The following is a 14,040-nucleotide window of genomic DNA, read 5'->3' as shown; positions in this document are numbered from 1 at the left end:
CGCCGGCTATCCGCGGCGCCAGGGCCCGCCAGCCGGTGTCGAGATCCCCGGCCCGGAGCACACGGGTGACGCCCGCCGCGGCCGCCGCCGCTGCGAGCTTCTCTACCGAGGCGGCACGCCCGTTGCCCGGCAGGTCGCAGACGACCAGGCTGTCCAGACGCCCGGCAAGGGGTGCGAAAATACCCGCAAGGTCCTTGTCCTCCATAATGGCGCAGAGTCCGTGGGTCGCACCGGCAGGCGCGCGGGCGAGCGCGTCGGCCAGTCCCGCTGCCGCATCCGGATTGTGCGCCACATCCAGCCAGAGTTCTCCCGCGCCGAGTGCCCGCCGTTCCCTGCGTCCCGGCACAGAGACAGCCCGCAGCGCTTCAGCCACAGCGCCGGGGGCGAGCGGGATCAGACTGTCCACGGCGCAGACAGCCGCAGCGACGTTACCGGGCTCCAGGGCATCTGCCAACGGCACGTCCAGCCGGCACCCGCGAGCCGTGGTCACCGTCAGTTCTCCCCCCGAGCATACCCAGTGCCAGTCACGGCCGGCCCGGAGGGACCGGGCGCCGGCCGCGGCAAGCGCCGCATCCATGCTTGCCGGGTAGTCACGCTCGCCAAGGATTACAGGACGATCACGGCGGGCAATGCCCGCTTTCTCGATCGCTATCGCCTCCACCGTGTCACCGAGCCACTCGCGGTGGTCCAGGCCAATGCGGGTTATCACCGCGACATCCGCGTCAAGAATATTGGTCGCATCGAGGCGGCCACCGAGGCCGACCTCCAGCACCGCGAGCTCCACGGCGGCGTCGCGGAATAACCACAGGGCGGCGAGCGTGGCCGTTTCGAAGTAGCTCAGGCTGATGGTGCCCCGCGCGGCCTCGATAGCCTCGAAGGCACGTACAATCGCAGCATCGCCGGCCGGAATGCCGTCGATGGCAATACGCTCGTTGAAGCGCAGCAGGTGCGGAGACGTGTAGGCGCCGACGCGACGGCCGGCGGCCCGGGCCAGCGCCGCGGCGCAGTGGGTTACGGTACCCTTGCCGTTGGTCCCGGCCACGGTGAGCACCGGGGCGGGAAAGGGCCGGAGGCCCAGGCGATCGGCCACTCGGGCAATGCGGGTGAGTCCGAGATCGATTTCCCGCGGGTGACGCTGCTCGAGGCGCTCGAGCCAGTCGACGAGATCCGACGGCTCAGCCATCACTCCGCGGGGGCGTCTCCTGGTCCTCGTCGTCCCGGGACTCGCTGGCCTCCGCCGAACTGTCCGTGTCGTCCTCGACGCTGCCGGCCTCCGACGAAGCCTCCGCAGCGCCGGCCTCGCCGGCCGTCTCGGCAGACTCGGGGGCCGCGACCGGTGTCGCGGCACTGGCAGCAGGCGCCTCGACCGCCCCGGGTTCGTCATCCACCCGGCCGGGCTGGGGCTCACCGAGAAACTTTGCAAGCAGGCGGGCAAGGGTATTGCGAAGGTCAGCGCGGTCGACAATCATGTCGATGGCACCGTGCTCGAGCAGGAACTCGCTGCGCTGGAAACCCTTGGGCAGCTTCTGGCGGATGGTCTGCTCGATGATGTTGGGGCCGGCAAAACCAGCCCGGGCATCCGGCTCGGCGATGTTGAGATCGCCCAGGAGAGCGAGCGAGGCCGACACCCCGCCGTAGATCGGATCGGTGAGCACCGAGACATAGGGCACACCGGCGCCGTGGAGACGCTCGATGACCGCGCTGGTCTTGGCCATCTGCATGAGCGAGATGAGCGCCTCCTGCATGCGGGCGCCGCCAGAGGCCGAGAAACACACGAGGGGAATGCGTTCCAGCAGAGCCTGCTGCGCGGCGCGGGTGAACTTCTCGCCGACGGCATAGCCCATGGAGCCGCCGTGAAAGTTGAACTCGAAGGCCACGGCGATCACGGGCTGGCCATGGAGAGTGCCCTTCATGGCGACCAGGGCATCGCGCTCGCCCGTGGACTTCTGGGCACCGGCAAGACGATCGCGGTAGCGCTTCTTGTCGCGGAACTTGAGCCGGTCGACGGGCTCGATATCCGCAAAGATCTCCTCCCGGCCGCCGTCATCGAGGAACAGGTCCAGGCGCCGGCGGGCGCCGATACGCATATGATGGCCACACTTCGGGCACACCTGCTGATTGCGCTCGAGATCCGGGATATAAAGTACCGAATCACACTTGATGCACTTCTTCCACAGGCCCTCGGGCACCGTGGCGCGCCGCGTTTCTGCCGTGCTGCTCTTCACGCCGGAAGGCAGAATCTTGTCAATCCAGCTCATGGCTCCCCCTGCTGTCGGCGGGCATTATACGTCCGGCGCCCGGTCAGGCCGCAACTGCGGCGTCGATCCCGCTGCGGATCTCGGCGACCAGCGCAACGACCCGCTCGCGCGCCGCCTCGGGAGCGAGCCCCTCGGCCAGCGCGCGCGCATGACAATCGACCAGCGCCGAGCCGACGACGACACCGTCCGCCGTGCCGGCGACAGCGGCAGCCGAAGCAGCGTCCTTGATACCGAAGCCGACACAGACCGGCAGCCCCGTGTGGCCACGAATCCGCGCCAGGTGCCGGCTGACGTCCGCGACGTCGAGATTGCCAGCGCCGGTCACACCCTTGAGGGATACGTAGTAGATGAAGCCACTCGCCTCCCGGGTGATGAGGTCGAGGCGCGCCTCCGGCGTGGTCGGCGCGATAAGGAAAATGTTATCCATAGCAACGCGCTTCAGCTCCCGGTTGACGCGCGCAACCTCCTCCGGCGGGATGTCCACGGTCAGCAGACCGTCAACGCCGGCATCGGCGGCCGCGTCTGCGAACACATCGTAGCCCATGTGCTCCACGGGGTTGGCATAGCCCATGAGCAACAGCGGCGTAGCCGGATCATCGCGGCGGAACTCGCGCACGAGTTCGAGCACGGAACGCAGCCGGGTACCGCCGGCGAGGGAGCGCTCATGGGCGCGCTGGATCACCGGGCCTTCGGACATCGGATCTGAGAAAGGGACACCCAGCTCGAGCACATCGGCACCGGCAGCCACCAGAGCATGGAGCAGCGGCACGGTGGCGGCCGGGTCCGGATCGCCGGCGACCACATAGGGCACCAGGGCCGTGCGGCCCGCGGCGGCAAGCTCCCGGAAACGCCCCGCAATACGACTCATGGAGCCTCCTTCAGACTACAGTTCAATACCATCGAGATCGGCAACGGTCAGGATATCCTTGTCGCCACGGCCGGACAGGTTCACCACAATGTGCTGGTCCGGGCGCATGCTCGCCGCGAGCTTTTCAGCGTAGGCGAGGGCGTGGGCTGTTTCCAGCGCCGGCATGATGCCCTCGGTGCGGGTGACCCGGTGAAAGCTGGCCAGCGCCTCGCGGTCGTCCACGGCCACGTAGTTGACGCGGCCGATGTCCTTGAGCCAGGCGTGCTCCGGACCGACACCCGGATAGTCGAGGCCTGCGGAGACGGAGTGGGTCTCGCTGATCTGGCCATCGTCATCCTGCATGAGGTAGGTGCGATTGCCATGGAGCACTCCGGGAGTACCCGCGGAGAGCGGCGCCGCGTGGCGGCCCGACGCGAGGCCCTCCCCGCCTGCCTCGACCCCGTACATGGAGACACCTTCGTCCTGCAGGAAGGGGTGGAACAGGCCGATGGCGTTGGAACCGCCGCCGACACAGGCCACCAGGGCGTCCGGGAGCTGCCCGGTCTGGGCCAGGCACTGGGCTCGTGCCTCGCGACCGATAACGCACTGGAAGTCGCGAACGAGCATCGGGTAAGGGTGAGGACCTGCGACCGTGCCGATGATGTAGAAGGTGTCATCGACGTTGGTAACCCAGTCACGCATGGCCTCGTTCATGGCATCTTTGAGGGTCCGCGAACCGGACGTGACCGGCACCACGGTAGCGCCGAGGAGCTTCATGCGGTAAACGTTGAGCGACTGCCGTTTTACATCCTCGGCGCCCATGAACACGTGGCACTCGAGGCCGAGACGAGCCGCAATGGTCGCGCTGGCAACCCCGTGCTGGCCGGCCCCGGTTTCGGCGATCACCCGCGGCTTGCCCATGTGTTTGGCGAGCAGCGCCTGGCCGACGGTATTGTTCACTTTGTGCGCGCCGGTGTGGTTCAGATCCTCGCGTTTGAAGTGGATACGCCCGCCGCCGATCTCGTCGGAAAGGCGCCGCGCCTCATAAAGGGGCGAAGGCCGACCGACGTAATGCGCGAGATCTTCATCGAGCTCACGCTGGAAAGCCGGGTCCGCCGACAGTTCCCGGTAAACGCTGTCGAGTTCAGCCAGCGCCGCAATGAGCGTCTCTGAGACGAAGCGGCCACCGTAAGCACCGAAGCGCCCGTCGGCATCCGGCACAGTATTAATGAGCTGTGGATCGAGCTTGATGGTCATGGCTTGCTCCCGCTTTGCCGCTTGCTGTCCGCCGCCCGCACCGCCGCCACGAAGGCGGCAATACGCGTTGCATCCTTGAGGCCCGGTGCCGCCTCCACGCCCCCGCTGACGTCTACCGCCGCGGGACCCACCCGGGCGATAGCATCGCCCACGTTGGCCGGCGTGAGCCCGCCGGCAAGCACCAGGCGGGACCGCAGCGCCACCGGCACCCGGTCCCAGTCGAAGGCCTCGCCGGTGCCGCCTGGCACCCCCGGCCGAAAACTGTCCAGCAGAATCCCGCTGGCTCTGTCATAGCCCTCCGCCACCGCTTCCACGGCCAGCCCCGGCGCCATACGCAGGGCTTTCAGGTAAGGCCGGTGGTAGCGACCGCACGCCGCCGCGCTCTCGGCACCGTGAAACTGCAGCAGCCCCACCGGAGCCGCTGCCAGGACCTCCTGAACCGCCGCTTCTGCCGCGTCCACGAACAGGGCGACCACGGTCACAAGGGGACCCACAGCTCGAGCGATGAGCGCAGCCTGTGCGGGGGACACAGCCCGGGGACTATCCCGGTGAAAAACAAGGCCAATAGCATCTACACCCGCGTCCGCCGCGGCGACAGCATCCTCCGGGCGGGTGATACCGCAGACCTTGATGCGTGTCCTCGTTAACGCCACCGTCGTCCTGCCCCCTGGCCAAGGCGCGAATGATAGCAGAACGTACCGCGAACTGGCTCTAGTCCCCGGGGAAAGGGAAAAGGAAGGGCCGCGACGGTGGCACGAGGGCAAAGCGTTCCGGGTAGCGCACGGCGACAAGATAAAGACCGTCCGGTGGCGCGGTCTCCGCCCCCTGCCGTCGATCCCGGCAGGCAAGAAGCCTCTCCAGCCAGTCGGCGTCCCGCTCACCGGCGCCGATGGCGAGCAGCGCACCGGCGATGTTGCGCACCATGTGGTGCAGAAACGCGTTGGCGGTGATGTCCACGCAAAGCAGCGGACCGGCCCGGGCGACGCTGATGGCTTCCACCCGTCGCCACGGGGTGCGCGACTGGCATCCGGCAGCGCGGAAACTACTGAAGTCCAGCTCGCCCAGTAGAAGCTGTGCTGCCTTGTGCATGCGTCCGGCATCGAGGCTGCCGCGACGCCAGGTCACGAGGCCGCGATAGAGGGCCGGGGCGACAGGCGTGTCGGTGACCAGGTAACGGTAGCGCCGCGCAGTGGCGCTGTGGCGGGCGTGAAAGTCTACCGGCACCGCCTGGGCATGCAGCACCCGCACGGTCCCCGGGAGGTTGGCGTTAGTGCCGAGGACCCAGGCCTTCGCGCTGCGCCCCACCGGGTCGTCGAAATGCACCCACTGGCCCGTGGCGTGAACCCCGGTATCGGTGCGACCGGCACAGTGCGTACGCACGGGCGTGGCCGCGACAGCGGCCAGGGCTGCCTCGAGGGCATCCTGCACGCTGGGGGCATGCGGCTGGGACTGCCAGCCGCAGAAGGCGCTGCCGTCATATTCCACAAGCAGCGCCACCCGGGTGCCGGGCGGCTGCGGGGTATCGGGGAAGCGTGAGGCTGGCGCGGGCGCGTCAGCCAAGACGGGCCAGCAGCGTGTTCGCCTCTTCCTGCTGGTCGGCGTTGCCGTCGCGAACGACCTCCTGGAGAATCGAGCGGGCTCCGTCGCTGTCCCCCATGTCGAGGTAGGCGCGGGCCAGATCGAGGCGCGTGGCGATCTGATCGCCCTCATCCGCGAAGACCAGGTCTTCATCACTCTCGCTGCCGCCTGCCTCCGGCATCGGCGGCGGCGCGCCGAAGTCCACGGCCTCGGACGCCTCCACCGGATCGGTCAGGGGCTCCTCGAGCTCCAGGTCGAGATCAAGCACCTCGCCAGGCTCCGCCGCCGGCGGTTCCTCTTCGATCGCCAGGCCATCGAAAACGCTGTCATCGTCGGCAAGCTCCGGGGCCGCAGCCCCCGGGACTTCCGGCGCCGGTTCAGGGGCCTGGGCGAGCTGCGGATCCGATGCCGACTCGGGGCCTGGCTCTTCTTCAGACCCTGGCTCCACCTGGGGCTCAGGCGCCACTTCGGGCCCTGGCCCGGGCGCTGGTTCCGGGACCATGGGCGAAGGCGGAGGCTCTACCGCGCCAGCGGGACTGGCCGCCGGCTCCGGTCGGGCCCTGGGTGCAGGCGCTGCGCCACCGACAATCCGTTCAGCGCGGGCGACGGCGTCGGCGGCACCATGTTCGCGCAGGGCTTCGAGTTGCTCCAGAGCCTTGTCGCTCTCGCCCATGTCTGTATAGAGCTCAAGGAGCTTAAGGCGGAAGGCGCTGTTCTCGGGCTCGCTACGGATGGCGGTACTGAGGAGTTCTGCGGCCTGCAGATAGCGGCCATAGGCAATATAGATATCGGCCTCGGCGAGGGCGTCACCACCATCAGCGTCGTCGATGTAGTCGTCGTAGCGCCGCTCACCGTACCCCCGCTCGGAAACGTCCCGGTGTGCAGGCTCTTCACCATCCGCAGCGGCCACAACCGGGGCGGCCATGTCCACGGCATCCTCACGCAGGGTAACGCCGGCGAACACGTCATCGTCCGCCGCCGCTGCCGGCGCCGGCGAAGCCGGTCGGGCCGGGGTCGCATCGGACCGCAACGGCGTGCCGCTGCGCCGCCTGCGGCGAAAGCCGAGCACGGCGAGCAGTACCAGCACCACCGCACCGGCGATGCCATAAACCCAGGGCATAAAGCCGCTCGCGGCAGAGCTGGCCGGCGCAGGAACCGGAGCCCGCGCGACAGGCTCCGCCGGCGCTTCTGCCCTGGCTCGGGCCGCGGCGGCAGCCTGGGCGCTGTCACGGGCCTCGCGCAGGGCATCTTCAAGGCGGGCAATCTCCTGATCCTTAACCGAGAGCGTCGCCTCCAGCGCATCGAGCCGCCCCGCCATGGCAGCAAGCTGAGCAGCCAGCTCCCCCTCCAGGGGCGAGGCTGTTGTAGCGGCGGCTACTGGGTCCGGTTCAGGCGAGTCCGGTTCCGGCGGCGACGGCGCTGGTGCTCTCTCCACGGCTGCCGTCGCAGCTTCCTGCTGCGCCTGCCCCTCTGCGGCGACAGCTTCCGCGGTATCATCCGCCGTCGGCGCGTCACTGCCGCCGCTGTCGGCAGAAATACGCAGCGTGGCCGCCGCCGTCACCCCGGGAGTGCGACTGCGCCCGGACGACCAGGCGCTGTTCTGCGCCTGCACCTCTGCCAGCGCGTCAGCCACATCGTCGGAGCTGATGTCGCCGGCGCGGGGGAGGTAAATAATGTACCCCGCCTTGAGCCGGTTGATATTGCCATCGATGAAGGCCTCGGGGTTGAGGCGCTGGATATCGAGCATCGCCTGCTGCACGCTGACACCCTCGGGGCGCGCGCCACGGGCAATCTGCCATAGCGTCTCGTCGCGCTTGACCAGGTAGCGACTGCCGGCCTGCGGCTCATCCACGGTGGCCGCGGAAAAGGGTCGCCGGGGCATCTCGCCGGGCGGCAGATCGCTGTCGAGAACCTGCACCCGGTCACCACGCTCACCGGTCCTTGTCTGCGGCTCCGGGGGCGTCTCCGGCTGCTGGCCCGGTGGCGTTGAGGCCGAGGCTTCTTCAGCCTCCGTCTCGGCGACACGCGCGCTGGCCGATACGGTCAACACCTCCTCGCGGAAAGCCGGCGGGTCCACAAGTACGGTGTACTCGCGCAGCAGCCGGCCGCTGGGCCAGCGGGCCTCGATGATCAGATCAAGAAAAGGCTCGACGACCGGTTCGTCCGTGGACAGGCGGATCACACCGCGCCCCGTGGCCGGGTCAACGCTGACCCTGAAATCGATGCTTGTCAGAAAGTAGTTGCGATTGATGCCAAGCCGCTCAAAGTCTTCGACGCCGGCAAGGCGTATACGAATGTCGTCGGTGGTGAGCCCGCGGGTATCGAGGAGGGAGACCTCCGCGTCGAGCGGCTCATTGAGAAATGAGCTGAGCGACATCTCACCGAGGCCGAGCGCTGCCGCCTGTCCCGCGTGCAACAGCCCCCCGGCAAGGAGCACAGCCGTTGCCTGAACCCGTTTAGCCATAGCGCTGCCTTGTTATGGTCCCGAACCCCGCGGCGCTGCCGCGCCCCCCTCTGGTGCCATCAAAATGCCATGCATCCCAATGACTTGCAATTCATTATGCACTTTTTACTCAACGTACACTGGCGCCCGCAACCCCCCGTCGCGGGCCCTGGGGACCCTTTGCTGTCAATGCCCTGTGTCACCCCAGTATCTGCCAAGGGCCGCCGCCGGAGCAAGGCGGCCCGCCGCCGTAAACGCTAGGCCAGGTAGTCCCGGGCGAGGCACTCGGCAATTTGCACGCTGTTGAGGGCGGCCCCCTTGCGCACATTGTCGGCCACAATCCACAGATCGAGGCCGCGCGGGTGGGAGATGTCCTTGCGGATGCGGCTGACGAAGACCGGGTCGTGCCCCGCCGCGTCGCTCACTGCTGTGGCGTAGCCGCCGTCGGCGTGCTCGTCGAGCACAGTCACCCCGGGGGCAGCGCTGAGCAGTTCGCGGGCTGCGGCGGCCTCGATCGGTTCCCGTGTCTCAAGGTGCACGGCTTCGGAGTGTCCATAAAAGACCGGAACACGCACGCAGGTGGGATTCACCAGGAGCTCCGGATCGTCGAAGATTTTCTGCGTTTCCCAGACCATCTTCATCTCTTCGCGCGTATAGCCGTTGTCCTGGAACGTGTCGATGTGCGGTAGCGCGTTGAACGCAATCTGCCGGGGATACACGCTGCACTCAGCCGGCTGCCCATTAAGCAGCCGTGCCGTCTGCCCGGCAAGTTCCTCAATCGCTTCCTTGCCCGTGCCGGATACCGCCTGGTAGGTGGCGACATTGATGCGGGTGATGCCCACGGCATCGTAGATCGGCTTCAGGGCAACCAGCATCTGGATCGTCGAGCAGTTGGGGTTGGCGATGATGTTGCAGTCGCTGTAGCGGGCCAGCGCGGCGGGGTTCACCTCGGGAACGATCAGGGGGATCGCCGGATCGCGGCGAAAGTGCGACGTATTGTCGATAACCACGCAACCCGCCGCTGCGGCCTTCGGCGCGAACTCGGCAGAAATGGAGCCGCCGGCGGAGAAGAGGCCGATGGATACCCTGCTGAAATCGAATTCGGCGAGATTCTGTACCGTCAGCCGACGCTTACCGAAACTGACGGATTTGCCGGCGGAACGCTCGCTGGCGAGAGCGTAAACCTCACCCACAGGGAACTTGCGCTCGGCGAGAATCTCCAGCATCGTCTCGCCCACGGCGCCGGTGGCGCCCACCACCGCCACGTCAAATTGCTTCGCCATCGTACCCCTCCTCAATGCTTGTCTGGTGTTACGGACTGCCAAGGGCCGCGACCACGGCGTCACCCATGGTCGCGGTGGACACCGGTTCCCGCCCCGCAGCACAGATATCTGCCGTGCGCAGCCCGTCGTCGAGCACGCGGCCCACCGCAGCCTCGATCGCTGCTGCAGCTGCCGGCTCACCGAGCGTGTAGCGCAGCATCATTGCCACCGACAGGATCGTCGCCAGCGGATTGGCCTTGCCCTGTCCGGAAATATCGGGCGCCGAGCCATGGCAGGGCTCGTAGAGACCGCGCCCGGCCGCGTCGAGGGAGGCCGAAGGCAGCATGCCGATAGAACCGGTAAGCATGGCAGCCGCGTCAGAGAGGATGTCACCGAATAGATTGCCGGTCACCATCACGTCGAACTGCTTGGGGGCCATGACCAGCTGCATCGCCGCATTGTCGACATAAAGGTGCGTGAGGGTGACCTCCGGGAATTCCGGGGCGATGCGTTCGACGACCTCGCGCCAGAGCACGGTCGCCTCCAGGACGTTCGCCTTGTCGACGGAGCAGAGTCGCCCCCCGCGCTGCGCCGCGAGGCGGAAGGCGAGCCGGGCGATGCGTTCGATCTCCGACTCCCGGTAGACATAGGTGTTGAAGCCCTCGCGCTCGCCGGACGCCAGCGTGCGGATGCCCCGCGGCTCACCAAAATAGATGCCGCCGGTGAGCTCGCGCACGATCAGCAGGTCCAGCCCCGACACCACCTCGGGCTTCAGGCTCGAGGCCTCGGCGAGCTGCGGGTAGAGGATCGCCGGACGCAGGTTGCCAAAAAGGCCGAGCTCGGCGCGGATGCGCAGCAGCCCCTTCTCCGGGCGCAGAGCCCGGTCGACGTCGTCCCACTCCGGCCCGCCGACAGCGCCCAGAAGAGTGGCGTCTGCTGCCCGGGCGCGCTCCAGCGTCTCAGCCGGCAGCGGATCACCGCAGGCCTCGTAGGCGGCACCACCGATAAGACCGTGCTCGAGAGCGAGGCCAAGGGCGAAGCGCTGATCGACCACTGCGATGACCTTCTCCGCCTCAGCAACGATCTCCGGTCCGATATGGTCCCCGGGCAGGATCAGGATCCGTCGCGCCGCCATGTCAGGACACCGGGCGGTCGAAGCCGCCGAAGAGCCACGGCGACTGCTCGCGCCAGCGGGCCTCGTAGGCGCGGATTGCGTCAGCGCTCTTCAGGGTGATGCCGATATCGTCGAGCCCCTCGAGGAGCCGCTCCTTGCGGAAGCCGTCGACAGCGAAAGACCAGCGGCGGCCATCGGGCGCAATAACCACCTGCTCGCGAAGGTCCACGGTCAGCGTGTAGCCCTCGCTGGCGTAGAGGACGGCGAACAGGTCATCGACCACCGCCGCCGGCAGCACCACTGGCAGGATGCCGTTCTTGAAGCAGTTGTTATAGAAAATGTCAGCAAAACTCGGCGCAATCACGCAGCGGAAGCCGTAGTCTGCCAGCGCCCAGGGCGCGTGCTCCCGGCTGGAGCCACAACCGAAGTTTTCCCGCGCCAGCAGGATGCTGGCGCCCTGGTAGCGCGGGAAGTTCAGCGGGAACTCGGGGTTTATGGGACGCTGGCTGCAATCCTGGCCCGGCTCCCCTTCATCGAGGTAGCGCAGGTTGTCAAACAGGTTCGGGCCGAAGCCCGTGCGCTTGATGGACTTCAGAAACTGCTTCGGGATGATCAGGTCCGTATCGACGTTGGCGCGGTCCATGGGCACAACCAGCCCCTCATGGACAGTGAGTTTCTGCATCATGGTCTCAGGCCTCCGTCAGTTCGCGAACATCGATGAAGTGACCGGCGATAGCGGCCGCCGCGGCCATGGCCGGGCTTACCAGATGGGTGCGACCGCCGGCACCCTGGCGACCCTCGAAGTTGCGATTCGAGGTGGACGCGCAGTGCTCGCCAGCGCCCAGCTTATCGGCGTTCATGGCCAGGCACATGGAACAGCCCGGCTCGCGCCATTCCATGCCCGCGTCGAGGAAGACGCGGTCCAGCCCCTCGGCCTCTGCCTGTTTCTTTACTTCGCCGGAGCCCGGCACCACCAGCGCCTGCTTCACACTCGCGGCCACCCGGCGGCCCTTGACCACAGCCGCGGCGGCGCGCAGATCCTCGATACGCGAGTTGGTGCAGGAACCAATGAAGACCCGATCCGGACGAATGTCCCGGATCGGCATGCCCGCCGTAAGGCCCATGTATTCGAGCGCCCGCCGCACCGACTCTGCGCGGCCGGGGCTGTCCATGGCATCCGGGTCCGGCACCACCCCGTCCACCGGAGCGACCATCTCCGGGGAGGTCCCCCAGGTGACCTGGGGCTTGACGTCCTCGGCACGCAGCTCCACCACCCGATCAAAAACCGCATCCGGATCCGAGTGCAGACCGCGCCAGGCGGCCACGGCCCTGTCCCAGAGCTCGCCGGTCGGCGCGTAGGGTCGACCGCGCACGTAGTCGATGGTCGTGTCGTCGACGGCAATGAGGCCGACCCGCGCCCCCGCCTCGATGGACATGTTGCACAGCGTCATCCGTCCTTCCATGCTGAGCGCCTCGATCGCCTCGCCGGCGTACTCAATGGCGAAGCCGGTGCCACCGGCAGTGCCGATCTGACCGATAATTGCGAGGGCAAGGTCCTTGGCAGTGACCCCCGTGCCCAGACGACCACTGACGCGCACCTGCAGATTCTTCATTTTTTGCGCGAGCAGGCACTGGGTGGCAAGCACATGCTCCACCTCGGAGGTGCCGATGCCGTGGGCGAGCGCCGCCAGAGCACCGTGGGTCGAGGTGTGGGAGTCGCCGCACACCAGGGTGACCCCGGGCAGGGTAATGCCCTGCTCCGGGCCGACGACGTGGACGATGCCCTGACGCACGTCATTGATCGGTATCTCGACGATGTCGAACTCGGCGCAGTTCTCGTCCAGCGTCTGCACCTGCAGCCGGGAGACCGGATCGAGAATGCCCGCGACCCCACCAAGCCGCTCGGCGCTTTCCGTGGGCACATTATGATCCGGCACGGCAATATTGGCGTCCCGGCGCCAGGGGCGACGGCCCGCCAGGCGAAGGCCCTCGAAGGCCTGCGGGGAGGTCACCTCGTGCGTCAGGTGGCGGTCGATGTAGATCAATGCGGATCCATCATCCCGCTCCTCAACGAGGTGGCTTTGCCAGAGTTTGTCATAGAGGGTCAATCCAGCCATGGAATCACCGTATCAGTCGTGAGCCCCGTACCACGGGAGAAAGTGCCGGAGTAAGCACCCGGCTCAGGAGGCCAGGAAGCCTACCGCGCCAGCGCCCGGAACGCTACTCCCCACCGGCCAGACGGCGCAGAGCGGCGTCGCCGGCACCGCCCTTCCACATGCCATCGTGATCCGGGAGGTAGAACGTTCCGCTGTAGCGCAGCACCGGCTTGTCGCCATCCTCAATCACGCCGGCGCAGAAGCCGAAACGGCGCTTGACCTCGACGAGGTGGGTGCGCGTCTGCAGCCAGTGGCCGAAACGCCCCGGCGACAGGAAGTCAAAACCGAGATTGATTGTCGGCAGGCCCACGCTCTTTGGCAGCCGCCGATTGATGCTGGTGGCAGCCGCGATGTCGGCGAGGGTCATCAGGCAGCCACCGTGACAGATATGCATGAGGTTCGCATGCTGCTCAAGGACGACAAAGCCGAAACTCACCTCATCGCCGTCAATGCGCCGGTAGAAAGGCTGCAGGCTGTCGCTGTAGCCGAGCCCGTGTTCCAGTTGCTCAAAGCCCTCGGGTACCGCTGCCAGTTCGTCGCTCACATCATCTCCAGGATCCAGTGTTCAAAAGAGGCCGAGGGCGAGGCCCGTGGCCAGCGCCTCACCGAGTTCCCCGGCCCGCGCAAGACCCTCCGGCCCCGGTGAGCCGCGGATTATTAAAGGCTCCGTGGCAGGAGTAAAGGGAATCCCCTTGAGCATCCGCTCGACATCGGCGACGGCACTGCGGCCATCGTTGCCCGCAGACACCAGCACCGCTGCCGGGAGCATGAGCTCCCGGCTGATGCTCGGGTAGAACACGCGATCGAGAAACTGCTTGGCGCCGCCGGCGAGGCGACCGGCGTTCTCCGCGGCAACAAGCAGCAGTCCACTCGCTGCAGCCACTTCCACACTGCCGAGATCCTCGCAGCGGCCGGCTTCGGCGTCAGCGCCCTCGGCACGGCGGGCACCGGCCAGAGCGGCACCGGCGAGGCGGGCACAGCTGCCACTCTGACTGTGCCAGGCAATCAGGAGCACCGGCGGCGCCATCACTGTGGATAACTCTGGGGGCAGTCCCCCCCGGGGTGACTCAACGCGGCGCCGGGGCGCAACGCCAGCGCGCTCAAAAACCACTCATAAAAGACACT

General features: G+C 67.3%; 12 protein-coding genes and 1 pseudogene. All 13 read right to left on the bottom strand.

The genetic code is table 11. The features are described 5' to 3' along the window. A partial coding sequence (locus HRUBRA_RS05850) for a bifunctional folylpolyglutamate synthase/dihydrofolate synthase (RefSeq protein WP_052094442.1) occupies positions 1-1,183 on the bottom strand: 1,183 nt, incomplete at its 3' end. 229 nt (positions 1,184-1,412) lie between these two features. Beyond that, positions 1,413-2,258: pseudogene (gene accD, locus HRUBRA_RS05845) on the bottom strand (acetyl-CoA carboxylase, carboxyltransferase subunit beta); the annotation flags it as partial. 43 nt (positions 2,259-2,301) lie between these two features. Beyond that, positions 2,302-3,126: a tryptophan synthase subunit alpha gene (gene trpA / locus HRUBRA_RS05840; protein ID WP_035515336.1), complete on the bottom strand. Its 825-nt coding sequence runs from the start codon at positions 3,124-3,126 to the stop codon at positions 2,302-2,304. A 15-nt stretch (positions 3,127-3,141) separates the two neighbouring features. Continuing rightward, positions 3,142-4,362: a tryptophan synthase subunit beta gene (gene trpB / locus HRUBRA_RS05835; protein WP_035515334.1), complete on the bottom strand. Its 1,221-nt coding sequence runs from the start codon at positions 4,360-4,362 to the stop codon at positions 3,142-3,144. Beyond that, on the bottom strand, positions 4,359-5,015 hold the full coding sequence (locus HRUBRA_RS05830; protein WP_035515333.1) for a phosphoribosylanthranilate isomerase: 657 nt from the start codon (positions 5,013-5,015) through the stop codon (positions 4,359-4,361). Before HRUBRA_RS05830 ends, trpB begins: the two co-directional genes overlap by 4 nt. A 58-nt stretch (positions 5,016-5,073) precedes the next feature. Continuing rightward, positions 5,074-5,922, bottom strand: coding sequence for a tRNA pseudouridine(38-40) synthase TruA (truA, locus tag HRUBRA_RS05825; protein ID WP_052094441.1), 849 nt, complete (start codon positions 5,920-5,922; stop codon positions 5,074-5,076). Then, positions 5,915-8,404 carry a FimV/HubP family polar landmark protein gene (locus HRUBRA_RS15705; RefSeq protein ID WP_084592488.1) on the bottom strand — a complete coding sequence of 830 codons (2,490 nt, stop codon included), beginning with the start codon at positions 8,402-8,404 and terminating at the stop codon, positions 5,915-5,917. Before HRUBRA_RS15705 ends, truA begins: the two co-directional genes overlap by 8 nt. A gap of 236 nt (positions 8,405-8,640) precedes the next feature. After that, the gene (locus HRUBRA_RS05815; protein ID WP_035515331.1) at positions 8,641-9,666 is read right to left on the bottom strand and encodes an aspartate-semialdehyde dehydrogenase; all 1,026 of its coding nucleotides are present in this window, start codon (positions 9,664-9,666) and stop codon (positions 8,641-8,643) included. A gap of 28 nt (positions 9,667-9,694) precedes the next feature. Continuing rightward, a complete protein-coding gene (gene leuB / locus HRUBRA_RS05810) occupies positions 9,695-10,780 on the bottom strand; it encodes a 3-isopropylmalate dehydrogenase (RefSeq protein WP_035515329.1) in 1,086 nt (361 codons plus the stop codon). Position 10,781: 1 nt separating this feature from the next. Continuing rightward, the gene (gene leuD / locus HRUBRA_RS05805) at positions 10,782-11,441 is read right to left on the bottom strand and encodes a 3-isopropylmalate dehydratase small subunit (RefSeq protein WP_035515381.1); all 660 of its coding nucleotides are present in this window, start codon (positions 11,439-11,441) and stop codon (positions 10,782-10,784) included. 7 nt (positions 11,442-11,448) lie between these two features. After that, positions 11,449-12,876, bottom strand: coding sequence for a 3-isopropylmalate dehydratase large subunit (gene leuC, locus HRUBRA_RS05800; protein ID WP_035515327.1), 1,428 nt, complete (start codon positions 12,874-12,876; stop codon positions 11,449-11,451). 103 nt (positions 12,877-12,979) lie between these two features. Further along, positions 12,980-13,459, bottom strand: a complete 480-nt coding sequence (locus tag HRUBRA_RS14630) for a PaaI family thioesterase (RefSeq protein ID WP_052094440.1) — start codon at positions 13,457-13,459, stop codon at positions 12,980-12,982. A 21-nt stretch (positions 13,460-13,480) separates the two neighbouring features. Then, on the bottom strand, positions 13,481-13,942 hold the full coding sequence (locus HRUBRA_RS05790; protein ID WP_052094439.1) for a hypothetical protein: 462 nt from the start codon (positions 13,940-13,942) through the stop codon (positions 13,481-13,483). Between the last annotated feature and the right edge of the window lie 98 nt (positions 13,943-14,040).

Origin of the sequence: Pseudohaliea rubra DSM 19751, assembly GCF_000764025.1 — a bacterium.
In the GTDB taxonomy this organism is placed as follows: Bacteria; Pseudomonadota; Gammaproteobacteria; order Pseudomonadales; family Halieaceae; genus Pseudohaliea; species Pseudohaliea rubra.
The sequence above is the reverse complement of the archived record's forward strand: the minus strand, read 5'-3'. Positions and strand labels throughout refer to the sequence as shown.

Bases quoted from the DNA above. Each gene is read 5' to 3' on its own strand.
- trpA (WP_035515336.1), bottom strand. From the start codon at position 3,126: ATGAGTCGTATTGCGGGGCGTTTCCGGGAGCTTGCCGCCGCGGGCCGC.
- trpB (WP_035515334.1), bottom strand. From the start codon at position 4,362: ATGACCATCAAGCTCGATCCACAGCTCATTAATACTGTGCCGGATGCC.
- HRUBRA_RS15705 (WP_084592488.1), bottom strand. From the start codon at position 8,404: ATGGCTAAACGGGTTCAGGCAACGGCTGTGCTCCTTGCCGGGGGGCTG.
- HRUBRA_RS05815 (WP_035515331.1), bottom strand. From the start codon at position 9,666: ATGGCGAAGCAATTTGACGTGGCGGTGGTGGGCGCCACCGGCGCCGTG.
- leuB (WP_035515329.1), bottom strand. From the start codon at position 10,780: ATGGCGGCGCGACGGATCCTGATCCTGCCCGGGGACCATATCGGACCG.
- leuD (WP_035515381.1), bottom strand. From the start codon at position 11,441: ATGCAGAAACTCACTGTCCATGAGGGGCTGGTTGTGCCCATGGACCGC.
- leuC (WP_035515327.1), bottom strand. From the start codon at position 12,876: ATGGCTGGATTGACCCTCTATGACAAACTCTGGCAAAGCCACCTCGTT.
- HRUBRA_RS05790 (WP_052094439.1), bottom strand. From the start codon at position 13,942: ATGGCGCCGCCGGTGCTCCTGATTGCCTGGCACAGTCAGAGTGGCAGC.